Below are 24,395 nucleotides of genomic sequence, written 5' to 3' on the forward strand. Positions count from 1 at the left end.
CAACGGCGCCCCCATAAACCTAAATCGGTGCATGCTTTTTCCAACGCCCCTTGTGACGGGTCGCCTTGAGCGACGCTATAAAAGATTTCTGGCCGATGTTACGCTTGATGATGGGCGTTTCATCACCGCTTCTGTTCCCAATACCGGTTCGATGCTTGGCCTGACCGCGCCCGGCTCCCGCGTTTGGCTCAGTGTCTCAGACGCTCCGCATCGCAAATATCCGCATACACTCCAGATCGTTGCAGCCGACAATACCCTTGTTGGCGTCAATACTGGCCTGCCAAATAAAATTGCCGAAGAAGCCATCTTGGCAGGCATGATTCCCGATTTGAAAAATTACGGGCTTCTCAAGCGCGAACAGAAATATGGCCGCAACTCACGCATCGATATTCTTCTTGATGAAGGGGACCGCCCCCGCGCCTATGTGGAAGTAAAAAATGTGCACTTCATTCGCACCCCTTCCCTGGCCGAATTTCCCGACACCGTCACTGCGCGCGGTGCAAAACATCTTGATGAACTCATTGATGTTGTATCCGCTGGCCATCGAGGCGTGATGGTGTTTATTATCCAGCGGAGCGATTGCAACAGATTCAGCATCTCCGGCGATCTTGATCCGGCTTATGCACGCGCATTTGAACGCGCACGCGCGGCAGGGGTTGAGGCCTGGGCGATTCGATGCCAAATATCAGATAAAGGCATCCATGCTGAGACTTTGGTGCCAATAGTATATGAGAAAGACGAGTTGAGATGGTGACTTATATTGAGGCGACGAGCGCACCGATGAAATACACGGGGCAAATCAGGCTTTACGGCCCCGAAGCCTTTGAAGGTATGCGCAAGGTCTGCAACCTGACCGCCCGTTGCCTCGACGCGCTCAACGACATCGTCAAGCCAGGTGTGACAACCAATCAGATAGATCGTTTTGTGTTTGAGTTCGGCATGGACCATGGCGCTTTTCCGGCGACACTGAATTATCGCGGTTATACAAAATCGACCTGCACATCCATCAATCATGTGGTTTGCCACGGCATCCCTGACGACAAGCCACTGCGGGAAGGTGAAATTGTCAATATCGACGTTACCTATCTGCTTGATGGCTGGCACGGCGACTCAAGCCGCATGTATGCGGTGGGTGAAATCAAGCGAGCCGCTGAACGCCTTCTGGAAGTAACCTATGAAAGCCTCTTGCGCGGTATTGCTGCGGTCAAGCCCGGTGCGAAGACCGGCGCGATTGGTGCCGCAATCCAAACATATGCAGAAGGTGAACGCTGCTCAGTCGTTCGGGATTTCTGCGGCCACGGCGTCGGTCAGCTTTTTCATGATGCGCCCAATATTCTGCATTATGGCACCCCTAATGAAGGCGTCGAGATCAAGGAAGGCATGATCTTTACGATTGAGCCGATGATCAATCTCGGCAAGCAGGGTGTCAAAGTTCTGGCAGATGGCTGGACTGCGGTTACACGCGACCGTTCGCTGACCGCACAATATGAACATACTGTCGGCGTCACCAACGATGGTTGTGAAATTTTCACACTGTCGCCGAAGAATATATTCGGGCCGCCATCCATGCGGTAAAAAGAGAATGAATTCTGTTTCTGCGGGGGTTCAAACAGAATGGCACCCAAAAATAAGAAACCGGGAAGTTTTGACCTTCCCGGCTTTAATGAAGGTATTCATTTAACGGCTCAGGTTGAAAAGCCGCATCATATGGGGCATCGCGAGCGGCTGCGGCAACGCTTTAAAGCAGCGCCCGATGCACTGGCCGATTACGAACTGCTTGAATTGCTGCTTTTCCGTGTTATCCCGCGCGCAGACACAAAGCCACTCGCGAAGTCTTTGCTCATCCGTTTTGGCTCTCTTGCAGAGGTTCTGGGCGCACCGGAAAAGCTTCTCGCGGAAACGCCGGGAATCGGCCCTTCAATCGCCCTTGAGCTTAAAATCGTTGAAGCTATGGCCAAACGCTCAGCCCGTAGCACCGTGATGGAGCGTGAAGTGCTTGGCTCGTGGAGCCAGGTTATTCAATATTGCACAACGGCCATGGCCTATGAAACGCGTGAGCAATTCCGGGTATTATTTCTCGACAAAAAGAACCGCCTCATTGCCGATGAAGTTCAACAGCAGGGCACCATCGATCACACACCCGTCTATCCGCGCGAGGTCGTAAGGCGCGCACTTGAGTTGTCTGCGTCAGCAATTATCGTTGTTCACAATCATCCGTCCGGCGATCCCACGCCATCGCGTGCCGACATCGAAATGACCAGGATTCTGATTGACGCCGCAAAACCAATCGGCATTGCGCTGCACGACCACATAATCATCGGCAAGCACGGTCATATCAGCATGCGTGGTCTGAAGCTGATCTAAAGCGAACCCGAAAAATGGGAACCAGCTTTCGGAACAGGTTAGGCTTGAAAACAAAAAGAAATGCTTTGGGTATGGTTACCTTTCATTAAGCATGTGAACGAAAACGCATGCTTACATCGACCGACCCGTTCGAATTTTCTTAAATTTAGACACAATCACAGGCGACGAGAGAGGCAGTCCGGGATCCGGGTTTCCGCCCCGCCCCGAAAAGAGTTCAAGCATATTTCCCGGCAGCGTTTTGACGGGAAAACTGGAGTAAAAAATGTTGAAGCGTTTCTATACCGCCGCTGCTTTCGGTGTCGCACTTGTTGCTTTTTCTGGGCCGTCATTTGCGGCCGACATAATGGACAACAACGACTATACCTATAACGAGCCCGCAGCATCGGGATCACACGACTGGTCAGGCAACTATATCGGCGCACAGATCGGCGCCTCCTCGTCGCGGGTTCCGGGTCCATTCACCAACCGCACAGGTTTGCTCGGCGGTGCCGTGATTGGTAAAAACATGCAGAGCGGCAATCTTGTTTTCGGCGGCGAGCTGGAAGGCAATTTTGCGGAAGCCGAACATCGTATCGGCAACGGTGGCAGCCTTCAGCAGTCGTGGAACGGCAACGCCAAAGGCAAGGTCGGCTATGCAATTGACAAGACGCTTATTTATGGCACCGCCGGCTATGGCGTCACGAAGTTCAAGGCAAAAGACGCAACCACCTCGGCACCCGGCTGGCAGGGCGGCGCATTGATCGGCGCAGGTGTTGAGCAGGCTATCTCCGGCCCTATCTCGGTCAAGGCTGAATATGACTTCCAGCGTTTTAACGACGTGAAGTCAAAGGTAAACGGCGTTACGCAATATAACAATCTTAAGAACCATTCGATCAAGGCCGGTGTAAACTACCGCTTCTAAAGCATGTCGCGGAAAAGTGGGAACTGCCTTCGCGTGGAAATCAGTCCGCCGGGCTGATTTCTATTCCCACTGCGAACCATAATATAATTGTCCACACAGCCAGAGCATTTCCTGTTTTGATTGAACCTTCGGAAATGCTCTGGCCGTTTTTTTTTACGCATTATCCCACGCAAAACCGCTTCACACTTTTGCTGGAAATGCTCTAGTCTTCGGGGCCGCGGCGGGCATTATCGCCATCATAGCCGCGCCGCCAGTAAGCAACGATCAACTGCTTATCTTTCGGAATATGACGCTCTTTGCGCATATAGGTTCGGATTGCGCGAAAAGCGTTAAATTCGCAGCCTGCCCAAACATAGATATTTTCTTCACCTTCAGGCAATTCAACCGCACGAACAGCGTCCTGCAAAAGCGTTGTCGTTCCGGCTTCCTGGCCGTTGCGATGCAGCCATTGCAGATCAACATCAGCCTTTGACGGAATGCTCTGCTCTTCCGCAGCACTATCAATCTCAACACGGACAACGGCCTTAACGCCTTCTGGAAGGCGTTCCAGAATGCGCCCGATTGCTGGCAGCGCTGTTTCGTCACCGGCCAACAAGTACCACTGTGCATCGTGAGCTGCATCACCGCCACCGGGGCCGGTCATGCCGACAATATCACCCGGCTTGACGCTCATTGCCCAACCGGACCCCGGCGCATCACAATCATCGCCATGGACAACCATATCGATATCAACCCAACCGGCATCCACATCGATCCGGCGAATTGTATAAACACGCGCCACGATCTGCGCTTCACCTTCCGGCCAGACCGGACGGCCGTCCTCCCCCATGAGTGGCCATTGCGGCTGAGCCAATGCTTTTTGCGGGAAAAGTAGACGGATATGAAGGCCATGTTGCGAAAAACGTTTCAGATTTTCACCCTGCAAACGCACACGGCGCATATGCGGCGTTACATTGGAAACCGAAACAACCTTCATTTCGCGGAAATAAGGCAGCAACTCTCCGGCAGCGCCATCACCCACCCAGCGGATCTTCGGCAGAGTATCGTTCTTATCGAGAAATTCCAAAATATGCGAAGCAATCGACAGCTTCATATAGGCAAGGCCGGTATCATCGTCGCTGCGCACATCAACATCAACCGCTTCGTCATTCCAGCGCACATTTGCCTGTCCAAATGTCAAAACGAGCTTAGCGCTGCTTTCGTTACGCTCCACATCACCATGTTCGTCAAAATGATCCAGCAACTGCTTGACGATACGATCGGGGTTGTCGAGTGCGATACGAGCGTTGGCGTTCAGGCTCAATTCGGACATGCCTGTCTCCTCATCAGAAATAACGACCAAGCAGTAACCGAATATAACATGACGATTCAAGTCATCATTTATCTTTGATACCGCAATAAATTGTGACGGGCAGTGCCTGACGCCATGCATCAAAAGAACCAAGTGCGCCCGCATGGGCGACTTGCAACCGCGTCAACTCACCACCATGCTGTTGACGCCAATTGAAAAGCTGCATTTCACTTTGTAATGTAACTGCATTGGCAACAAGACGCCCACCGGGTTTTAACGCTGCCCAGCAGGTTTCAATCACACCTTTGTCTGTCACGCCTCCACCGATGAAAATTGCATCTGGCGGTTCAAGACCCCGCAGCGCTTCAGGCGCATTGCCGTTCACCAGCTGTAAACCAGGTACGCCAAGCGTGCGTGCATTGCGCTCAATGATGCCCTGCCGTGTTTCATCAGCCTCAATAGCAATCGCCCGGCATGATGCATGCACGCGCATCCATTCAATACCAATCGAACCACAACCCGCACCCACATCCCATAAAAGCTCATGCGGCAGCGGCTGCAACCGCGACAGCGTCACGGCGCGGATATCGCGTTTTGTCAGCTGGCCGTCATTCTCAAATGCCTGATCCGGCAAACCGCTGACGGGTGAAAAAACGACGGCACCGCGTGAAGCGATACATTCAATTGCCAGCACATTGAGATCGGCGCAGGTTTCATGTGACCAATCATCAGCATTACAGCTGATAGATTTTTCCTTCGGTCCGCCGAGACGCTCAAGCACCGTCAAGTGGCTTTGGCCAAAACCTTTTTCTTTGAGCAGCGATGCGGCTTTTGCAGGCGTCGTGCCATCATTGCTCAGCACGAGAATTTTCTCGCCGGGCAAGACGTGCGCTGCCAACAGTTCAAACGGGCGCCCGTGAACACTAACCACGCGCACCTCTTGCAACGGCCATGCCATACGGCTTGCGGCAAGCGACAAGGACGAAGGAAAAGGAATGATCTGCATATCCTGTTTCGAGAAATGACGGCTCAGCGATGCGCCCATGCCATAAAACATAGGATCACCGCTCGCCAACACCACAACCTGCCGCCCGCGCTGTGCCTCGATCATCGGAAATGCATTTTCAAAAGGCGACGGCCATGCAATCTGCTCGGCGTTAATACCCTCATTGAGAAACGCCAGATGCCGCTTGCCGCCAAAAATCACATCAGCATTGATAAGCGCGTTGCAGGCATTCTGTCCAAGACCCGCAAGCCCATCTTCACCAATACCAATAATTGTCAGCCAGCGCCTCATAAGCCTTGCTCCTTTTCCTTGTTCGTATGGCGACGCTGTAGCAAGTGCAAGCACGAAGGCGTATAAGACCAATATGTTGAGCCAGCAAAACAGCCAGACTATTGCTACCAGACCCGACCGGCGCAATGCCTGTCCGGGGCTTTCGCGCATGGTGATGAGCAAGGACGGCGCGATTGCCCGCATCAAGCTGAAACTCGGACGGCTCAGTGTGGCACAGGCTCAAGCCATCGCAGACATCGCCGAACGCTTTGAAACGGGTGCAATTGAATTGTCGATTCGCTCCAATATCCAGCTTCGTGGCATTCATCCCGATGTCTGGCCCGATGTGATTACCGCACTTCATGAGGCGGGGCTGGGTGCCAAAAATGCGGCAGCCGATGATGTTCGCAATGTCATGGTCAGCCCGACTACCGGCATTGATCGCGGCCAGATCTGCGATGTGACCGGCCTTGCTACAAATCTGCTCTCCGTCGTGCAGGAAAACAAAACCTATCATGCGCTGTCGTCCAAATTCTCGATCCAGATCGATGGCGGCGAAGATTGCGCGATGGTTTCGCATCCCGGCGACATCTGGCTGTCAGCAATTGATTGCGGCAAAGCCTATGTGTTTGGACTGGCGTCCTCGCCAGACAAACAGGCGCATGGGGCAGTTTCAAGCCAAAATGCCCTGCCCTTCATCGAAGCGCTGTTACAACATTTCCTTGCGGCTCGCCAAAAAGGCATCGCACGGATGAAACACCTCTTCGACATAATGCCGGTTGAAGAATTTCTTCGAACACTTCCATTTGAATTTGATGCACCGCCAAATTGGCAGCGCAAAGCCCCCACCGCGCACGCGCATCTTGGTTTGCATCAACAGATCGGCGGCAAGTTTTATATTGGTGCGATGCCACTGCTTGGTCGCCTGACACCGCAGCAACTACGAGGATTGGCCCGGCTTACAAAACACGCGCTGCACCTCACGCCTTGGCAAGGCATTCTGATACCGCATATTGCGGAAGCGGAAGGGCAGAGCATCCTAGGCAAACTTCACGCGCTGGGCCTCGCGACCGAGCCTACCTCGCCAGCGGCCCGCCTTCGCGCTTGTTCCGGCTCCAAAGGCTGCGCTTCTGCGCTCGCAGATACCCAGGCAGACGGTGAAGCGCTTGCACGCCAATTAAAAAGCGATACCGCGCAGATTCACATCACCGGCTGTGCCAAATCCTGTGCCGCGCTTTCACCCTTGCCTCACACACTTCTTGCGCTCTCCCCAACGCATTACGACCTATTTTTGCAAGACAAGGCTGGACCAGCACGCTTCGGGCGGCTATTGGCGTCAAACATCACCATTGATGAAACAGCAAAGCTGCTGAACAAATAAAAAAGCGGGCGCCATGACAGTTTATATCCGCGACGGGCAAGCCATTTATGACCGCTCCTTCGCCATCATCCGCGCTGAAGCCGATTTGAGCCGCATACCTGCGGATCTCGAAAAGCTTGCCGTGCGCGTGGCACACGCATCTGGCATGGTCGATATCGTTGAAGACATCGTCTTCTCAGAAGGTGCAGGACAGGCCGGACGCGAAGCTCTAGCGAAAGGTGCGCCGATCCTCTGCGATGCGCGCATGGTTGCAGAAGGGATCACCCGTTCACGTCTGCCAGCCAATAATGAAGTGATCTGCACGCTGAACGACCCGTCGGTCCCTGAGCTGGCGAAAGGGATCGGCAACACACGCTCTGCCGCAGCCCTTGATCTCTGGCTCCCGCACCTTGAGGGCAGCGTTGTTGCTATCGGCAACGCGCCAACCGCCCTCTTCCGCCTGTTTGAAATGCTGGATAGTGGTGCGCCCAAGCCCGCTCTTATCATCGGCATGCCGGTTGGCTTTGTCGGTGCAGCTGAATCCAAAGACGAACTGGCTGAAAACAGCCGTGGTGTCCCTTTCGTGATCGTACGCGGACGGCGCGGCGGCAGCGCCATGACCGCAGCCGCCGTTAATGCACTTGCTTCGGAGCACGAATAATGGCCCCAAAAGGCAAGCTCTATGGTCTGGGCGTCGGCCCCGGCGATCCTGAACTCATCACGCTCAAAGCGCTGCGACTGCTCAAATCCGCTCCTGTCGTCGCCTATCACGCAGCCAAGGGCAAAAAGGGCAATGCACTGACGATTGTCGAAACCTATCTGTCATCCGAGCAGACTTTGGTTCCGCTCATCTATCCGGTGACGACCGAAAAACTGCCGGCGCACATGGATTATGAGCAGATCGTGAGCGATTTCTATATCGAGATCACAACGACGATTGCAAGCCATCTTGATGCAGGCCGTGACGTGGCCGTGATCGCGGAAGGCGATCCGTTCTTCTATGGATCGTTCATGTATATCCATGACCGATTGGCCGAAAAATACGAAACGGAAGTCGTACCTGGCGTTTGCTCTGTTTTGGGCGCTGCTGCCGTGCTCGGCGCGCCTTTGGTCTATCGCAACCAGACCTTGTCGATCCTTTCGGGCGTTATGAGTGCGGAAGAGCTGAAAAACCGCCTCGCAGCTACAGAGGCCGCAGCCATCATGAAACTCGGCAAAAATCTCGACAAGGTACGCGCTGTGCTGACCGAACTTGGGTTGATGGATCGTGCGCTTTATATCGAGCGCGCAACCATGCAGAACCAGCGGATTGCCCCTTTAACCGAGGTCAGCGGCAGCGATTGCCCATATTTTTCGATCATTCTCGTTCCGGGCAGCAAATGGAACGGTGCATGAAGCCTGCAATTTTGATCTTGAGCGAAGCAGCAATCGCCACAGCACGCAACGTGCAGTCAGCACTTGAAAATGCGGAAGTCCTGGGACTTGAAAACCGCGTTACGAGCGCAGACAAGCATTTCACGCATTTTGGCGATACAATCCGCGCACTTTATGAAGAAGGCCGACCTGTTATCGCTTTGTGCGCTTCCGGCATCATTATTCGCGCGCTTGCATCCCTTCTGCAAAACAAGCGCATAGAGCCTCCGGTTCTGGCCGTTGCAGAAGATGGCAGCGCGGTCGTGCCATTGCTTGGCGGGCTGTCAGGCGTCAACGATCTGGCACGCACTATCGCTGATGCGCTGAAGGTCGCCCCCGCCATAACAACGACGGGCGAGTTGCGCTTCGGCATCAACCTGCTTCATCCTCCGGCAGAACTAACACTCGCCAATCCGGACAATGCCAAGACGTTCATGTCCGACCTGCTGGCAGGGCAAAAGCTACAAATCAATGGCAAATCCCGCTGGCTTGCGGCATCAAAGCTGCCGCTTGCTGGCGATGGGCAACTGATAATCAGCATCACGCCTGAAATCCGCACGCCACAGGCCAATGAGCTGATCTATCATCCACGAACGGTTGCGATCGCTATCGAAAAGCCGACCGAAGACCTGACGAGCCTCATCAAGCAAGCCTTCGACAATTCTGACTTGTCTATAGACTCACTGGCTTTGCTTCTCGCTCACGAGAAAGATTGCGCATCGTTACATATTCATCAGGCAGCAAAAACACTGAAAGCGCCATTGCGCTTTGTTGCAAGCGATGCCGATCTCGTGACGGCCTCTATCGAAAACCCTGTTCACCACACAGTGACTGAAACCCTGACGATGGCCGTTGCATCTACTCCTGCCGATGTTCTGTTTATCGGGCGTAAGCGCGGCAAGCTTACTGTTATTGGTCTTGGACCCGGCTCCCGTGATCTGATGACACCAGCGGTCCAGCGTGATCTGGAACAAGCCGAAGACGTGCTCGGTTATGAAACCTATGTCCGCATGGCGGGCCCTTTCCGCGACGATCAACTCATCCATATGACCGACAATCGCGAAGAAATGCAGCGTGCACGCCATGCATTTGAGCTCGCAGTTTCTGGTCGCAATGTGGTTATGGTATCTTCCGGCGATCCGGGCGTATTTGCCATGGCAGCAGCGGTTGTCGAGGCATTGCATGAATCAAACGATCCGGCATGGCATGGTGTTGAATTGGTCATTCAGCCGGGTATTTCCGCAGCAATGGCCGCAGCGTCCCGCATTGGTGCACCGCTCGGACACGATTTCTGCATCATTTCGCTTTCGGACAATCTCAAGCCTTGGGATGTGATTGAGAAGCGTCTGGCGCTGGCAGCGCAAGCCGATCTTGCCATGGCGTTCTACAATCCGATTTCCAAAGCTCGCCCGCATCAGCTGGGCCGCGCACTGGAGATTCTGCGCCAATATCGCGACGCAGAAACGCCGGTCGTGCTTGGTCGTGATATTGGCAGACCCGCAGAAACAACCCGTGTGGTCACTTTGGGCGAACTCACACCCGATGATGTTGACATGCGCACAGTGGTGATTATCGGCTCATCACACACGGTGCGTTTTCCCCGCGCGGAAGGCGGAGAGTGGGTTTACACGCCACGCTGGTACGGCGAAAAACCGGACAAATGAAAAACAAAAAGGCAGGGAAATCCCTACCTTTTTCGCAACTTACAATGATTTATTGAATCAATTCTTCTTCGATTTTTTCGGTGCTGGCGCAGCCGATGCGGCCTTAGCAGCAGCAGCTTCCGCAGCCACCTGATCAGCGCTCTTTGGCGACGTATCAACAACAGAGCGAACGGAACCATTCGCAGAGACCTGACAAACCGCCGTGCGCAGATCAACCTTAAGGTCAACGATTGTACCACCACCAGCTGCCGGACGTGAGTTAACAGCGCTGATAACGCGCTCAGGCAGGAAATACTTGTTCGCAGCAGCGGTAATGCAAGGCTGTGCCAGCGAAGAATCAACTGTCGATGTCGGAATAAAACGCGGCAGGGAAATGCTGGAAGCTGTTACCGGCGCTTCAGACTTGCCGGGAACCGTTGCGTTCTGCGTCGTTGTTGTACAAGCGGCAGCCAATGGAGCCAGCATCGCAATAAAAAACAAACGGGCTCCGTTGCGGGTGCATCCGTACATGATCAACCTCTTATGGTCTGCTGATTGGTTAAAAATTTAATTTTGATAACTATTCGCTTTTAGCCAATTGTCGAGTGGCAGGAAGGCCACAATGCCGGTTTTTCGTTGAGCATCCCCAACGACCTCATCATTGTGTCGTGAATATCCAGTTCAGCATCTCGCGCCAGTCGCTCATGCGGATGGGCGTGCCATGATTGCCACTCTCAAAGCGACGGAACTGTACCGGATAACCCGGTGAGCGTTTGCCGATATCCCGGTAAAATGCTTCCTGCTTATCGATGGCGAAAACCGGATCGCGACTGCCATGGCCGAAAAACACCGGCACCCGCTTTTTGAAAGCTGGCGACTTGAAAAAGCCATCGTCCCACAGCGATCCCAACAGGATAAGGCCTGAGAGCTGATTGCCGGCTTTTTCGTTAGACGCTATGCGCCAGCAAAGCGCCCCGCCCTGCGATCCGCAAGCCAAAACGAGTGGCGCAGATGGCGAAGTCGCTTTCGCGGCTTCGATAAGCCCAGCAATCTGTGCCTCCCCCATTGCCCCAAAGTCCTTGAAGTCTGGCGTCAGATAAAGCCCACCATTCAGAGCTGCCAGATTTTTAATGCGGTTGAAATTGCCGCCAAAGGTAAAATCATTCACGCCCTGCAAACGATTTCCGCCACGCCCGTGCAGATAGATGACGATAAAGGATGCGCCTTCGCGCTTCCCCACAGCCATGGCCTTAACCGGACCTGCGGCCGTTTGAAATGTGACGTCCTTTTGATAGGCACGCGCCTTTAGCGAAACATAGGCATCTTTCACGCGTTTTTCAGGCACGGCATCACGACCGTTGATGTCGCGCATTTCATTGTAATCAATGACTTTGTAATTGCCATTATCCGCACTGCTAAGCACAGAAGGGTAGGCAAAATAATTATCTTTAAACGGCGGAAGCGGCCCTTGCGCGAAGGCAGACGTGTTGAAGGCCAGCAGAAGCCCTGCACATAATCCAACGCGTTTGCGCATTGTACCTCCCAAAGAACCGTTCAAAGTTCCAGCCTGTGATAACGGCGATTGAGATAGATTAGCGCTTCTTCATCACCATTGGAGCGCAATCCCACCACTTCGCCGAATAGCACATGGTGTGTCGAATGATCCTGCACGCTCAAAACCCGGCAATCGAAAACCGCCAATGCGCCTTTCAGCGTCGGCGCGCCTGTTGCAATCACGTCCCACTCGGCAAGCTGAAAGCGTTCATCCTGCGTAAGACCGATACGGCCTGAAAATGCGTCAGCAAGCTGCTGGTGTGTTCCCGCCAGCGTATTGACCGCAAAAACACCATTTTCCATGAAAATCTGGTTTTCTGGATGGGATTTTTGCAAGCAAACCAGAACCGTGGGTGGATTATCCGAAACCGAGCAGGCAGCGGTCAGTGTAAGCCCACGACGGCCAGCCGAGCCAGCAGTCGTAACAAGCTGAACAGCTCCAGCATAATGGCTCATCGCATCGCGATAAGTCTTTGGTTCGACCGATACAATAGTTGAGGTAGTGTCTTTATCCGTTTGCACGTCAGCAAGCATCCGTATTATCTGTCAGGCTTCCTGAAATTATTGTCTCTTTGCCTGTATACCTATACGGGCATTGCACAAAGGCGAGGAAACCGCTACCCACTTTTCGTTGAATTATCCATGAAATATTTAAAGAAGATAAAGCGCGTGATGAAGTTAAAGCCATTGCCGGAAAAAATAACAGCGGTTTTCCGCCTGCAATTGCGTATGCTCAGCCGGAAAAAAATCGTCACTCTGTCTCTATTGGCTTTTACACTGTTTTGCTTGCCAGTCTCAGCGCAAGAAAATGCAACTGACATGCGCATTGGCATTGCAGCCCCTTTAAGCGGTAGCTTTACCCCGCTCGGAAACCAACTCGTGGAGGGCGCGCGCGTAGCAGCAGCTGCAAAACACGCCGAGCTTGTTGTTGCAGATGACCGGTGCGATGCGGAAGGTGGCAAGGCAGCAGCAGAAACTTTTCTCAAGGAAAAGGTGACGATTGCGACGGGCTTTCTTTGTTCTGAGGCGCTGGAGGCAGCCCTTCCCATTTTGCAAGAGCGAGATATTCCCGTTATCACCTCTGGTATAAGCGATCCAACGCTGACTGAAAAACGTGCCTCAATCCCGTTTGCTGTTTTTCGGCTTACAACGGGGCTGGATAAGGAAACGCGTGCAACCGGCAGTTTTCTGGGAAGCCTCTGGCGCGCACAACCCTTTGCCGTGATCGACGATGGCACCATCGAGGGTCGTGAACGTGCCGGACAGGTTCTGGCACACCTGAAAGACCAGCAACTCCAGCCTGTTTTCACGGATACCTACCGACCTGGCCTCGAAAATCAGAACGCGCTTGTCGCGCGACTGCGTCGCGCAGGCGCAACACATGTCTATGTTGGGGGCGAGCGCGATGACATTGCAGCCATCGGCAAAAGCGCTGCAGCGCTCAAATATCCACTGGTCATCGCAGGCGGCAGCGTGCTCAATGCGGCGCCCGGCGCTCAACCACTGAGCACTGAAACGCTGATGATTGCACCTTTAAAGCCGCAGGATCTCGCGACAGCAAAATCGGCCGTCGATGCAATCACTCAGGCAGGCAAGCTGGCAGAAGCTTATTCCGTCACGGGCTTTGCCACCATTGAACTTGCAGCTTCCGCGCTCAACAAAGCCGCAGAACAAAAGCAACCGCTCATGGATATCTTGCGCGACAGTTCATTTGAAACCGCACTTGGCACAATCAAATTCGATGGCAACGGTATGCGCAGCGATAATCCCAATCGCCTGCAGCGATACAATGGTCAGCATTTTATACTATCCGACCAATAAGCCCTATCAGACTGGCGGCGATAATAAGCCCGGTCATGATGCTCATCATGGACCAATACAGCGAAATTGCTGCGTCTATATCGGCTGCATCAGCGTCGCGCTTACCCTCACCGTAAAACAGCGGCGCTTCAACCTTTTCCGATCCATATTGGCGCGGTCCGGCAAGTGCCAGTTGAAGCGCACCGGCAAAAGCCGATTCCGGCCATCCTGCATTGGGTGAACGATGCAGTCGCGCATCGCGCCACATAATGGCAAGTGTTCTTTTTCCGGCTTCTTTATCGACAGTAAATGCAGCAGCCACTGCGGCCAGCAATCCCGTCAAACGTGCCGGAATATAGTTTGCGACATCATCCAAACGGGCAGCGAAGCGCCCAAAATGACGATAACGGTCACTGCGATGACCAATCATCGAATCGGCTGTATTGATGAGTTTATAGGCAAACAGCCCCGGCAATCCGCCCACCAGAAACCAGAAAGCAGGGGCAACGATGCCATCCGACGCATTTTCCGAAAGGCTTTCAATCGCCGCGCGACTGACGCCCCCTTCATCCAGCTGTTCCGGGTTGCGCCCAACAATCATCGAAACAGCTTTGCGACCCCCCTCGATGCCATTTTCACGCAAGCCAGCGGCCACCGCTTTCACGTGATCAGCAAGGCTTTTCTGTGCCAGAAACACCGCGACGATGACGATCTCGACCAGCGCGCCTGCGGTGCCGAGAAAAGGCAGCAGGTAGCCCAGCGCCAGCCCCACAAGGATACAGGAAATCACCAGACCAATGATCAGCCACATACCATTGCTGCGCAGTGCATTAACGGAAAGACTGTGATCATTGAGACGTTTTTCGCCCCAACTGATTGCCTTGCCGAACAGAACCACCGGATGCGGAATTCTCTGCCAGAGTTGCGGGGGATCGCCCACAACCCGATCCAGAACAAGCGCTAAAGCAAGAATAATCAGCTTTATTTCCATGGACTTGATGCGCTTTCCTGAATCATTTTCTTATGCGGAGAATATCCCGCAATGCCTGTTCCAATCGCATAAGACCAGCCTGATCAGGCGCCAGTCCGATGCGCAACCAGTCAGGTGCATAGGCAAACTTTCGGACAAGAATATGCCGCTCACAAAGCGCATCGTAAATTCCATGCGCATTTTCATGGGCAACGAGCGCAAAAAGCGCCGTGCCACCGACTTCTATGAGCTGACAATGAGCGAGCGTTGTAGCCAACTCAGCTCGTCTTTTATCAATGCGTTGGTGAAATGCCTCAAGCTCAACACCACCCTCAAAAGCGTTGAGCGCAATGGCAAGCGTCGGCCCTGCCACGGCCCATGGACCGAGCCTGTCTGCAACGCGCTTCACAAGGTCATCATTTGCCAGCAGGAACCCAAGTCGAACGCCTGCAAGGCCAAAGAACTTGCCAAAGGATTTGAGCACGACCAGCGGCGCATGCGCCGCATGTCGCGCAATACTCACCTCCGGATGTGGATCGGCAAAAGCCTCATCCACAACCAGAAAACCACCACGCTCACCAAGCTTTCGCGCAAGCCCCAGCAAATCAGGCCGCGCAACAATCCGCCCATCCGGGTTATTCGGGTTGACGATTGTGACCACCCGAGCATCTTCTGGAATGTCGTCAAGGGTCGCACATTCGACCACATTCCAGTCAGCCGCTGAAAAAGCTGCTGCATGTTCCTGATAGGTCGGTCCCAAAATAGCGACCGTTGAAGGCGCGCACAATGTTGGAATAAGCTGAATGAGCGCCTGCGTTCCGGGGCTGGCAACGATTGGCGCATTCTGATCTGCTTCGTAATAGACACGCGCCGCATTAAGAACCCGCTCTAAAAGCCCCTCATCCGGCAAGCGGTTCCACAAGGGGGCTGTCAATTCCGGCAACGGAAAATGTTCGGGATTGATGCCCGTTGAAAGATCAAGCCAGTCTTTCGCCGCGCCGCCAAAACGCGCAATAGCCCTATCTAGCGCTCCACCATGCTCAATAGTCATCTTCAGGCATTGTCTCCAGAAAAATCAATCACATGCATGAAGGACCCCGCAACTGACCCTACGCGCAACCCCGCCTCTCCCAGCTCTTCCCCCAACGCATCGCGCACGCGGAACAGCCGTTCAGCCTCACCTTCTCGCACGATGCTTGCATAGTGAAACTCATGCGCCGAAAGTGGCACCTGCCATGGCGAACCCGCCAGAGGCTCCAGCTTGCGATAACCGAGGTGCATTTTGCGTTTGGCAAAGCTTGTTTCAAGCGGCAGCAGTCCAAGCATCGGATGCCTCACGCGAGAGGAATCTTCCAGCGTCTCACCCAGCACCATATAGCCACCACATTCGCCATAAATGCGCACGCGACGATCCGCAGCATCTCTCATGCACTGCTGAAAACGCTTCGCCTGGCTCAGTTTTCCGGCATAAAGCTCAGGATAGCCACCGGGCAGATAGATAGCGTCAGCGCTCTCATCGGGCGCTTCATCGCCAAGTGGTGAAAAGAAAGAAAGCTCTGCACCGCGCCTGCGCCAACCTTCAAAAAGATGCGCATAGGCAAAGGCAAAAGCATCGTCGCGTGCCACTGCAATGCGGCTTCCAAGCGGCGTGAGGCGCAGAACATTGGCCATTGCGGCATGCTGCATCGGCCCAGACCAGATATGCTCTAACGCCGAAAAATCAATACGCGCATCAACCACATCCGCTGCATGCTCAAGGAAACGTTCCAGATCACCATGCTCACCCGCCTGAACAAGACCAAGATGACGCGATGGCAGAACCAGCGCTTCATCGCGCGGGATTGCACCAAGAACGCTAATACCAAGCGGCTTGATGGCTTCGCGCAGCATAGCCTCATGCCTGCCGCTGCCAACCCGGTTAAGGATTACACCCGCAATCAGCACATCTTTGCGAAACTGACTGAAACCCGAAATGAGTGCCGCAATCGAATGAGATTGGCGCGCGCAATCGACCACCAGCACCACCGCCAAATCAAGCGTTCGCGCCAGATCGGCCGATGAACCCTTCCCGTCAAGCGCCCCGTCGAAAAGCCCCATCATACCTTCGACAACAAGCAGCTTGTTGCCCTCGGTCATGCGCGACGAGAGCGCACTGATCAGCTCTGGCCGCATGGCCCATGGGTCAAGATTAAAGCAATCCACACCGCTCGCAGCCTTATGGTAGGCAGGATCAATGTAATCAGGACCGGCTTTTGCCGGTGCCAACGCCTCGCCGCGCCGCTTGAGCGCACGCAACAATCCAAGCGTCAAAGTGGTTTTGCCTGATCCAGAAGCAGGGGCTGCAATCAGAAAACCTTTCATGCGCTCTCCTCCTCGTTAAGATGAAGCGGATCATTGGTCAGCTTTCGTCCCTGAGACGCACCAAGCCAGTCAAGTCCGGAACGAAGTTTTACAACCTCGCCCACAACCACGATTGCCGGAGGCTTAAGACCTGACTTTTCCACATCTGCAACCGCACGCGACAATGTTGTCTCCAGAACAACCTGCTCAGGCAAGCTGGCATTACAGACGAAGGCCACCGGCTCATCCGGTGAGCGCCCTGCTGCCATCAATCGGCCGGTGATAAGGTCGATATGCTTCATCGCCATATACATCACGATAACCGGAGAAGACTGCGCGACACCTTCCCAATTGATACGATCCGGCATCAGTCCCGTTGCATCATGGCCGGTGAGAAACGTCACCGACTGGTTGATGTCGCGATGCGTGGCCGCAATTCCCGCATAGGCAAGACCACCAATACCCGCAGTAATGCCCGGCACGATGCGAAATGGCACGCCGTGTTCAACAAGCGTCAGCGCTTCCTCGGCACCGCGCCCAAAAACAAACGGATCACCACCTTTCAAGCGCAGAACCTTCTTGCCTTGTTTAGCCAACTCAACCAATCGCAACGAAATATCGCGCTGTTTTGGCGAAGGCTTGCCGCCGCGTTTGCCTGCATATTCAACACATGCCTCATCCCGCTTCAAGGAAAGGCAGGCTTCATCGACCAGCGCATCATAGACGATCACATCCGCCTCCCGCAGCGCATTGACTGCGTGCAGTGTCAGCAAACCCGGATCACCCGGCCCGGCACCAACAAGCCAGACATGCCCCGGCTGCATCGAAGGCAAGCGCACTTTGCTCTTCGCAACAATACATTCCGGCGTATGTTCGGGCTTATTCATCGTCATCAACCATAATTCTATCTGGCGGCACAGCTATCAGATACATTATAAGGCGTCCATGAACGATGAAACCGCCCCTTCGAATAAAAGCCCGGAAAAAACAGAGCTGCGTCGCGGCTGGACGACGGGCGCCTGCGCCACAGCCGCAACAAAGGCCGCACTAACTGCGCTGATTACCGGCGAATTCCCAGATCCTGTCGGCATCATACTGCCAAAAGGCGAGGTCCCCTATTTCCAGCTTGAATATGAAGGGCTGGGCGAAGGCTATGCCATGGCAGGTATCGTCAAGGATGCAGGCGACGACCCGGACGTCACACACGGCGCGACAATCATCTCAACGGTTTTCCCTGCCCCTCCCGGCACTGGCATTGTGTTTCAGGCAGGCGAAGGCGTCGGCACAGTCACGCGTCCCGGTCTGCAAATCCCGCCCGGTGAAGCAGCGATCAATCCAGTTCCGCGCCGTATGATGACCGAAATTTGTGAACAGATTTGCGCTGAATATGGTCTGCCTGCCGATCTGGTGATTACGATCTCTGTTCCGGGCGGCGAGGAAATCGCGCAAAAAACGTGGAACCCGCGCCTTGGTATTGTTGGCGGTATTTCGATCCTGGGCACAACAGGTGTTGTGCATCCCTTTTCCTGCTCGGCTTGGATTCATTCGATCCATCGCGGCATCGATGTGGCGCGTGCTGAAAAGCAAAAGCATGTGCTGGCTGCGACAGGCTCAACGTCCGAAGACGCAGCACAAGCCATCTATGATTTGCCGGATTTTGCCATTCTCGATATGGGCGACTTTGCGGGTGGTGTGCTCAAGTATTTGCGCGAACACCCCATCGACAAGCTCACCATTGCAGGCGGCTTTGCGAAGCTGACAAAGCTTGCTCAGGGCGAACTTGATCTTCACTCCTCGCGCTCACAAGTCGATAAAAACTTTCTCTGGACCATTGCCGAAAAGGCCGGTGCGCCAAACGACATGAAGGACCGGATTCTTTTTGCCAACACTGCACTGGAAGTGCTTGAAATGACTCAAGGCATTGGCATCGACATGGCGACGCCGATCGCCGAAAAAGCGAAGCAAGTCGCGCTTAAAACCCTGCGCGGCGCGCCTGTTGAAGTCGAAATCATCGTGACGGATCGCAAAGGCAATATCCTTGCCCGCCTCTAAAATACTCATTCTTGGCGGCACAGCGGAAGCAGCAAAGCTTGCTTCCGCACTCAATGTCCTGCCCGTCGAAGCCATCACGTCCCTTGCAGGCCGAACAGCCAATCCAGCTGCAATCAACGGCAAAGTGCGCACAGGCGGCTTTGGCGGCGCAGACGGTCTGGCCACTTATCTGGCAACAGAGAAAATCAATCTTCTGATCGACGCAACCCATCCCTATGCAACCCGCATTTCACACAATGCTGTTGTGGCGTCCAGTATGGCAAAAACTCCGCTATTGCGGCTCGAACGCCCGGCATGGGAAAAGGAAAACGGCGATAACTGGATTGACGTCGCAAATGAAGCGCAGGCCGCAACGATAATCCCCACTGGCGAACGTGTTCTGCTCGCACTGGGCCGACAACATATTGCGCCCTTTGCAGAGCGAAGCGATGTTCACTTCATCATGCGGATGATCGACCCGCCGGAAGTAACATTGCCTCGCGATTGTGAAATCGTTCTGGCAAAGCCCGAAAACTATGAACCCGAGAAACAATTCCTGAGCGACCGAAAAATCGGCCTGATTGTCAGCCGGAATTCCGGCGGCAGCATTTCTTACGCAAAAATCAAAGCAGCGCGTGATCTTGCCATACCCGTCATGATGATCGCTCGCCCCCCCGTGGAAGCCAAAACCGTTGTCGCTACCGTAGAAGAAGCAATTGAATTTGCGCGTTCAGCTTTAAGATTTTGAGCGCGCAATATGGCTGTGGGCTTCATGATAAAGCGCTGAATCACGGAAATTTTGGGGATCAAGTCCGCGCCCGACAAACACCATTGCCGTTCTTTTCACGCCTGAAACTGCAACTTTCTCAACAATATCCGACAGTGTTCCGCGCAAGATCTGCTCATCTGGCCAACCCACGCGATAAGCAACGACCACCGGGCAATCTGCCCCATAAAGTGGCGCCAGCTCCGCCTCAATCTTCGCAAGATTGCGGATCGACAGATGAATCACCAAAGTCGCACCGGATTTGCCCAATGTGGCGAGATCTTCACCTTCCGGCATGGCGGATGATTTTACCGAAGTGCGCGTGAGGATAATGCTCTGATTGACTTCGGGAATCGTCAGTTCCTGCTTCATGGCAGCCGCAGCCGCAACAAAAGCCGGGACGCCCGGCGTCACATCATAAGGAATGCCCAGCGCATCAAGCCGGCGCATCTGTTCAGCCATCGCGCCGTAAATCGACGGATCGCCTGAATGGACGCGTGCAACATCATGCCCTTTGGCATGAGCGGCCTCAATTGCTGCAATGATTTCATCCAGCGTCAGCGAGGAACTATCAATCAGCAACGCGTCTTCTGGTGCAGATGCAACAACCTCTTTGGGCACCAGCGAGCCTGCATAGATGCAGACCGGACAGTTTTCTATCAGTCGCAGACCACGCACGGTGATGAGATCTGCGGCACCGGGACCGGCTCCAATGAAATGAACTGTCAAGTTTTCTTCCTCTGTTCAGGCATTCCGAATGCCTGGCAGGCAGCAGAAAAGTCAATCTTTTTCAGGCAAAAGCCCTTGAATATCATTAAAGATCGACTGCCACTCTTCCGGCGTCAACTCGAAGAAGTTGAAGCTTCTGAGCAGAAATGCACCCTCATTGGCAATAAACGCCAGTCGCGCGCGCCTGCCTTCTGGCGTTGAAACATCAAGACCATCCCACTGTTTGCGATACCATGTCCGGGTTTCATCAAGATACTGGGAGTTGGGAATAAGGCTCGCGATCATAGCGGCAAACCGAGAATCGTCCTCAGCATCGCTTTCGCGTGTCACCGCGATATGGGCTGCGATGTGCGAAATCGCGTCTTGCTTATGCTGCTTGCGCGCTGTCACCAGATCGTCGAACCGGTCGCCCCAGCGCTCGATCATGGCTTTCATCAACCCGTCTTTGTTACCAAAGCAATATTGCACGCCGCCTTTTGTGACGCCGGAAGCTTGCGCCACCGCATCCATGGTCAGAGCAACGATGCCACCTTCGGCAACCAGCTTCTCGGCCATATCAAGCACATGATCACGGTCGATTGAGCGCGGACGGCCAGTTTTTTGCAATTTCTTACTTTCCATACAGGTGGATTTATATTATGTCAGCCACCCTGACAAGTTTGAATACGTTCGTATTGAAAAGGTGTAATCCAATGTTGCCGCAAAATCGCTGGCTCGTTCTCGCAATAGTTTCCAGCGCACTTTTCCTCATCGTTGTGGATATGACAGTGCTTTACACAGCATTGCCACGCCTCACCCATGATCTCGCGGCAAGTACTTCCGAAAAGCTCTGGATCATGAATATCTACCCGCTGGTGGTGGCAGGACTGTTGCCGGGCCTTGGCACACTGGGCGACAAGCTCGGCCATAAGCGCATGTTCATGAATGGTCTGGCCGTGTTTGGCCTTGCATCGCTTTGCGCGGCTTATTCTCCAAACCCGGAAGTGCTGATTGCAGCCCGCGCATTCCTTGCCTGTGGTGCGGCGATGATGATGCCTGCCACACTGTCGATTATCCGGCTGACCTTCACCGATGAAAAAGAACGCTCGCTTGCCATTGGTATCTGGGCGGCAATTGCTTCGGGTGGCGCTGCCATCGGTCCTGTCGCAGGCGGTATCCTGCTCGAATATTTCTGGTGGGGTTCCGTATTTCTGATCAACGTGCCCGTTGTTCTGGTGGCGCTTGCTCTTTCGGCCTTCAACCTCGAAAATCGCCCACTTGGCTCCCAGCGCAAATGGGATCTCATCGGCTCGATCCAGATCATGATCGGCCTGATCGCGCTGACCTACTCCATCAAGGAGCTCGCCAAGCGCGACGCATCAATGGCTGTCTTTGCGAGCGCTTTGATTATCGGGCTCATCGCAACGACCATTTTTGTGCGCCGTCAGTTTTCAAGCAGCGAACCGTTGATTGACTTCTCGCTGTTCAAAAACCGGCTTTTCGCTACAGGTGTGTTTGCGGCGCTTGTTGCATCGGGTTCGATGACCGGCATGGAGCTGGTTTTCAGCCAGCGTATGCAGTTGATCGAAGGCATGACGCCGTTGCAGGCTGGTCTGATGATCCTGCCAATTCCGCTTGCAGCTTTCGTCGCAGGGCCGCTAGCTGGCATGATGTTGCCACGTCTTGGTGCAGGCAAGGTGCTCTGGGCGTCGCTCGGCATCACTGCTCTTGGCGTAGTGATCTATATCCTCACCTACAAGCTCTCAGCGCATTTCTATCTGGCAGGGCTTGCAGTCTTAGGTTTTGGCGTTGGCTGTGCAATGACAGGCGCATCGTCATCAATCATGAGTAACGCTCCGGCCGAGAAGGCTGGTATGGCGGCCTCTGTCGAGGAAGTGTCGTTTGAACTTGGCAATGCGCTGGGCGTGACAATTTTCGGTAGCATTCTGTCGGCCTTCTATACCGCCAGCCTTATTTTGCCGGTCGGCGCGGATATTCCGTCTGTTGCACGCGATAGCCTTGATGAAGCGCTTATCGCCGCACAATCAATGCCTGCTACCGATGCAGATAACTTGATTGCGCTTGCATCGCAGGCATTCGAAAATGCCTATGTGGCCGTCATTATGACAACCGCTGCTTTGCTGATCGTTGCAACCGTTGCAACTTACATCGCGCAACGCCGCAAATTGCTCTGATTAGGAAGTGCCATCGCCAGCGCGGCGGTGGCACGACCTTCAACCGTCTTCTCGATAATTAGGGCGGCATTCGTCCCTGCGGCAGCAAGTGCTGCAGATTCCGCAACGCCATGGCACCCCACCGACGCAAAAACCACGTCCGACGGATTTTTCAACCTTGGTGTTTCTTGCTCAAGTTGCCCGGCATCAAAAAATCGCAGCTCACAGCCATAATGCGCAGCAAGCTCCAGCCAGACCGGATCACCCTGCTTGGTGGCAAGCGTTGCAATGACTGTCGGTCGATTCAAACCTGCTTTGCTCAGAACCCTGTCTGCCAACGAAACGAGTTCTTCCAAGCGCACGCCTGACGAACAGCCCATCCCAAGAGCGGCGCGTTTTTCCTTAGACCGCACGAGGGGCCGGATTATGCGCTTCTCTGATATCTTCAGCTGTAATGCCGAGAATATCAGCAATGCGCTTGATCATTGCTGTTTCCGACTGATCAACATGATCATCCGCACGCGCAATCCGCACCAGGTCACGAAGCAGTGACGAACGGCGCTCAGGCGCCATTTCAGCCAACATCGAAGCCGCCTGCTTTGTAGTCGTCTCATAGCCAAAGTCTTTGAGATATTCTGTCACTTCCGGCAGTTCTTCTGCTGAAATGCCAAAGTTCTCGGAGACAATCTGCCTGAAAGCCGCAATTTCTGCCGGGTGACGATCACCATCGGCAAAAACCACATGAAGCAGAAGAAGCAGTTCCGAAGCGAGTGCCGGATCTTCGGCAACACGCTGCACAGCACTTTTTTTGCTGAGAAACGCAGTAATACGTTCGAAAATGCTTTCGCTCATGGATGATCGTCTCCTGATATCAAATAGACTTGCATTGATAATGCTGCGCGAACCGAAAAACAACGCTGGCCTTCATTGGTTCCCTAAAATAGCTGTCTGGCGCAATGAGACCGTCTGCACTATGTTGCCTCAACTTTTGGCGGATCCTCTCCATGCTTGAATTTTTCGATACCTTGACGCTCCTTTTGACCATGGCCGCTTTCATTGCGGGCATCATCGATTCTATTGCAGGCGGAGGCGGCATGATCACGATACCCGCGCTGCTGCTCGCTGGCATCCCACCTGTCGAAGCACTCGGCACAAACAAGCTGCAAGGCCTGTTCGGCTCTTCCTCTGCAACCATCGCCTACGCGCGCAAAGGGCATGTGAACATCAAGGAACAATGGCCGGAAGCCATTGCATCACTGGTCGGTTCTGTTCTGGGCGCGCTTTTAGCAACCGTCCTGCCCGTCGATATCATGCGGGCAGCATTGCCAATTCTGCTGATCGCGATTGCCATTTATTTTGCAGTGAAACCAAGCCTTGGCGACGTGGATCGCGCACGCCGTATGGGACCATTCCTGTTTGGCGTTACGCTGGTGCCACTGATCGGCTTCTACGACGGACTGTTCGGACCCGGCACCGGCTCATTCTTCATGTTAGCGTTCGTAGCCCTTGCAGGCTATGGCGTGCTGAAAGCCACCGCTCATACCAAGCTGCTTAACTGCGCATCCAATATCGGCGGCTTTGCCACCTTCGCGCTTGTTGGCACAATCAACTGGAAAATTGGCATCTGCATGGGCATTGCGCAGTTCATTGGCGCACAGATTGGCGCGAGCCTCGCTATGAAGATCGGCTCGCGCATTATCAAGCCACTGCTCATCGTGGTGAGCCTAGCACTCGCCGTGCGGCTTCTGATGGAACCAAGCAATCCACTCCGGCAATGGCTGGGCTTCTGAATGCGCGAAGCGAT

26 protein-coding genes are annotated in these 24,395 nt (G+C 54.0%); 13 read left to right on the plus strand and 13 right to left on the minus strand.

The features are described 5' to 3' along the window. Positions 1-31: 31 nt before the first annotated feature. The 4 genes from sfsA to VBH83_RS11530 all read left to right on the plus strand — a co-directional run bounded on the left by sfsA (position 32) and on the right by VBH83_RS11530 (position 3,265). On the plus strand, positions 32-754 hold the full coding sequence (gene sfsA, locus VBH83_RS11515) for a DNA/RNA nuclease SfsA (protein ID WP_396997750.1): 723 nt from the start codon (positions 32-34) through the stop codon (positions 752-754). After that, positions 748-1,575 (plus strand): type I methionyl aminopeptidase, encoded by an 828-nt coding sequence (gene map / locus VBH83_RS11520; RefSeq protein ID WP_265985277.1) that lies wholly within the window; start codon positions 748-750, stop codon positions 1,573-1,575. The genes sfsA and map overlap by 7 nt, the downstream gene beginning before the upstream one ends. A 39-nt stretch (positions 1,576-1,614) precedes the next feature. Next, positions 1,615-2,364, plus strand: a complete 750-nt coding sequence (gene radC, locus VBH83_RS11525; protein WP_265985279.1) for a DNA repair protein RadC — start codon at positions 1,615-1,617, stop codon at positions 2,362-2,364. A 262-nt stretch (positions 2,365-2,626) separates the two neighbouring features. Further along, entirely contained in the window at positions 2,627-3,265 is a 639-nt protein-coding gene (locus VBH83_RS11530) for an outer membrane protein (protein WP_265985281.1), read from the plus strand. Positions 3,266-3,467: 202 nt separating this feature from the next. On the opposite strand, the gene VBH83_RS11535 is transcribed toward VBH83_RS11530, so the two are convergent. Together VBH83_RS11535 and cbiE are read right to left on the minus strand one after the other, a co-directional pair. Further along, positions 3,468-4,577 carry a siderophore-interacting protein gene (locus VBH83_RS11535; RefSeq protein ID WP_265985283.1) on the minus strand — a complete coding sequence of 370 codons (1,110 nt, stop codon included), beginning with the start codon at positions 4,575-4,577 and terminating at the stop codon, positions 3,468-3,470. A 64-nt stretch (positions 4,578-4,641) separates the two neighbouring features. Further along, a complete protein-coding gene (gene cbiE / locus VBH83_RS11540; protein WP_265985285.1) occupies positions 4,642-5,853 on the minus strand; it encodes a precorrin-6y C5,15-methyltransferase (decarboxylating) subunit CbiE in 1,212 nt (403 codons plus the stop codon). Between the two features lie 73 nt (positions 5,854-5,926). Between cbiE and cobG the strand changes: the two genes are divergently transcribed. The 4 genes from cobG to cobJ are packed head-to-tail and all read left to right on the plus strand — an operon-like array spanning position 5,927 to position 10,269. Next, a complete protein-coding gene (gene cobG / locus VBH83_RS11545; protein ID WP_265985287.1) occupies positions 5,927-7,213 on the plus strand; it encodes a precorrin-3B synthase in 1,287 nt (428 codons plus the stop codon). A 13-nt stretch (positions 7,214-7,226) separates the two neighbouring features. Continuing rightward, positions 7,227-7,853 (plus strand): precorrin-8X methylmutase, encoded by a 627-nt coding sequence (locus VBH83_RS11550; RefSeq protein ID WP_265985290.1) that lies wholly within the window; start codon positions 7,227-7,229, stop codon positions 7,851-7,853. After that, the gene (locus tag VBH83_RS11555) at positions 7,853-8,587 is read left to right on the plus strand and encodes a precorrin-2 C(20)-methyltransferase (protein WP_396997754.1); all 735 of its coding nucleotides are present in this window, start codon (positions 7,853-7,855) and stop codon (positions 8,585-8,587) included. The genes VBH83_RS11550 and VBH83_RS11555 overlap by 1 nt, the downstream gene beginning before the upstream one ends. Beyond that, positions 8,584-10,269 carry a precorrin-3B C(17)-methyltransferase gene (gene cobJ / locus VBH83_RS11560; RefSeq protein WP_265985294.1) on the plus strand — a complete coding sequence of 562 codons (1,686 nt, stop codon included), beginning with the start codon at positions 8,584-8,586 and terminating at the stop codon, positions 10,267-10,269. Before VBH83_RS11555 ends, cobJ begins: the two co-directional genes overlap by 4 nt. 57 nt (positions 10,270-10,326) lie before the next feature. On the opposite strand, the gene VBH83_RS11565 is transcribed toward cobJ, so the two are convergent. The 3 genes from VBH83_RS11565 to VBH83_RS11575 all read right to left on the minus strand — a co-directional run bounded on the left by VBH83_RS11565 (position 10,327) and on the right by VBH83_RS11575 (position 12,336). Next, the gene (locus tag VBH83_RS11565) at positions 10,327-10,779 is read right to left on the minus strand and encodes a hypothetical protein (protein WP_265985296.1); all 453 of its coding nucleotides are present in this window, start codon (positions 10,777-10,779) and stop codon (positions 10,327-10,329) included. A 127-nt stretch (positions 10,780-10,906) separates the two neighbouring features. Beyond that, complete coding sequence (locus VBH83_RS11570) at positions 10,907-11,782, minus strand: alpha/beta hydrolase (protein ID WP_396997757.1); 876 nt, start codon at positions 11,780-11,782, stop codon at positions 10,907-10,909. A 20-nt stretch (positions 11,783-11,802) separates the two neighbouring features. Continuing rightward, positions 11,803-12,336 carry a flavin reductase gene (locus VBH83_RS11575; protein ID WP_265985299.1) on the minus strand — a complete coding sequence of 178 codons (534 nt, stop codon included), beginning with the start codon at positions 12,334-12,336 and terminating at the stop codon, positions 11,803-11,805. Between the two features lie 195 nt (positions 12,337-12,531). On the opposite strand from VBH83_RS11575, the gene VBH83_RS11580 reads away from it, so the two are divergent. Next, entirely contained in the window at positions 12,532-13,623 is a 1,092-nt protein-coding gene (locus VBH83_RS11580) for a branched-chain amino acid ABC transporter substrate-binding protein (protein ID WP_396997795.1), read from the plus strand. Here the strand turns inward: VBH83_RS11580 and cbiB are convergent. The 4 genes from cbiB to cobA are packed head-to-tail and all read right to left on the minus strand — an operon-like array spanning position 13,604 to position 17,799. Then, complete coding sequence (cbiB, locus tag VBH83_RS11585) at positions 13,604-14,593, minus strand: adenosylcobinamide-phosphate synthase CbiB (protein WP_265985304.1); 990 nt, start codon at positions 14,591-14,593, stop codon at positions 13,604-13,606. The two genes, VBH83_RS11580 and cbiB, sit on opposite strands and share 20 nt — an antisense overlap. A gap of 22 nt (positions 14,594-14,615) precedes the next feature. After that, positions 14,616-15,629 (minus strand): threonine-phosphate decarboxylase CobD, encoded by a 1,014-nt coding sequence (cobD, locus tag VBH83_RS11590; RefSeq protein WP_265985479.1) that lies wholly within the window; start codon positions 15,627-15,629, stop codon positions 14,616-14,618. Beyond that, the gene (locus VBH83_RS11595; RefSeq protein WP_396997760.1) at positions 15,626-16,933 is read right to left on the minus strand and encodes a cobyrinate a,c-diamide synthase; all 1,308 of its coding nucleotides are present in this window, start codon (positions 16,931-16,933) and stop codon (positions 15,626-15,628) included. The genes cobD and VBH83_RS11595 overlap by 4 nt, the downstream gene beginning before the upstream one ends. Next, positions 16,930-17,799: a uroporphyrinogen-III C-methyltransferase gene (gene cobA / locus VBH83_RS11600; RefSeq protein WP_396997797.1), complete on the minus strand. Its 870-nt coding sequence runs from the start codon at positions 17,797-17,799 to the stop codon at positions 16,930-16,932. The genes VBH83_RS11595 and cobA overlap by 4 nt, the downstream gene beginning before the upstream one ends. 58 nt (positions 17,800-17,857) lie before the next feature. Here cobA and VBH83_RS11605 point away from each other — a divergent pair, with 58 nt between their 5' ends. Both VBH83_RS11605 and VBH83_RS11610 read left to right on the plus strand, forming a co-directional pair. Continuing rightward, positions 17,858-18,964 carry a cobalt-precorrin-5B (C(1))-methyltransferase gene (locus VBH83_RS11605; RefSeq protein ID WP_396997762.1) on the plus strand — a complete coding sequence of 369 codons (1,107 nt, stop codon included), beginning with the start codon at positions 17,858-17,860 and terminating at the stop codon, positions 18,962-18,964. After that, complete coding sequence (locus VBH83_RS11610; protein ID WP_396997764.1) at positions 18,951-19,691, plus strand: cobalt-precorrin-6A reductase; 741 nt, start codon at positions 18,951-18,953, stop codon at positions 19,689-19,691. The genes VBH83_RS11605 and VBH83_RS11610 overlap by 14 nt, the downstream gene beginning before the upstream one ends. Here VBH83_RS11610 and cobM read toward each other — a convergent pair. Beyond that, positions 19,680-20,438: a precorrin-4 C(11)-methyltransferase gene (gene cobM / locus VBH83_RS11615; protein WP_396997766.1), complete on the minus strand. Its 759-nt coding sequence runs from the start codon at positions 20,436-20,438 to the stop codon at positions 19,680-19,682. The two genes, VBH83_RS11610 and cobM, sit on opposite strands and share 12 nt — an antisense overlap. A 51-nt stretch (positions 20,439-20,489) precedes the next feature. Then, on the minus strand, positions 20,490-21,044 hold the full coding sequence (locus VBH83_RS11620; protein ID WP_396997767.1) for a TetR/AcrR family transcriptional regulator: 555 nt from the start codon (positions 21,042-21,044) through the stop codon (positions 20,490-20,492). Between the two features lie 86 nt (positions 21,045-21,130). Here VBH83_RS11620 and VBH83_RS11625 point away from each other — a divergent pair, with 86 nt between their 5' ends. Next, the gene (locus VBH83_RS11625) at positions 21,131-22,612 is read left to right on the plus strand and encodes an MFS transporter (protein WP_396997769.1); all 1,482 of its coding nucleotides are present in this window, start codon (positions 21,131-21,133) and stop codon (positions 22,610-22,612) included. Here the strand turns inward: VBH83_RS11625 and VBH83_RS11630 are convergent. Continuing rightward, positions 22,582-22,971 (minus strand): cobalamin biosynthesis protein, encoded by a 390-nt coding sequence (locus VBH83_RS11630; RefSeq protein ID WP_265985480.1) that lies wholly within the window; start codon positions 22,969-22,971, stop codon positions 22,582-22,584. The two genes, VBH83_RS11625 and VBH83_RS11630, sit on opposite strands and share 31 nt — an antisense overlap. 22 nt (positions 22,972-22,993) lie before the next feature. After that, positions 22,994-23,443: a TerB family tellurite resistance protein gene (locus tag VBH83_RS11635; RefSeq protein WP_265985320.1), complete on the minus strand. Its 450-nt coding sequence runs from the start codon at positions 23,441-23,443 to the stop codon at positions 22,994-22,996. A gap of 152 nt (positions 23,444-23,595) precedes the next feature. Here VBH83_RS11635 and VBH83_RS11640 point away from each other — a divergent pair, with 152 nt between their 5' ends. Next, on the plus strand, positions 23,596-24,381 hold the full coding sequence (locus tag VBH83_RS11640; protein WP_265985322.1) for a TSUP family transporter: 786 nt from the start codon (positions 23,596-23,598) through the stop codon (positions 24,379-24,381). The last annotated feature ends 14 nt before the right edge of the window (positions 24,382-24,395 follow it).

It is taken from the genome of Ochrobactrum sp. S1502_03 (genome assembly GCF_044435015.1).
GTDB classification, from domain to species: Bacteria; Pseudomonadota; Alphaproteobacteria; order Rhizobiales; family Rhizobiaceae; genus Brucella; species Brucella chromiisoli.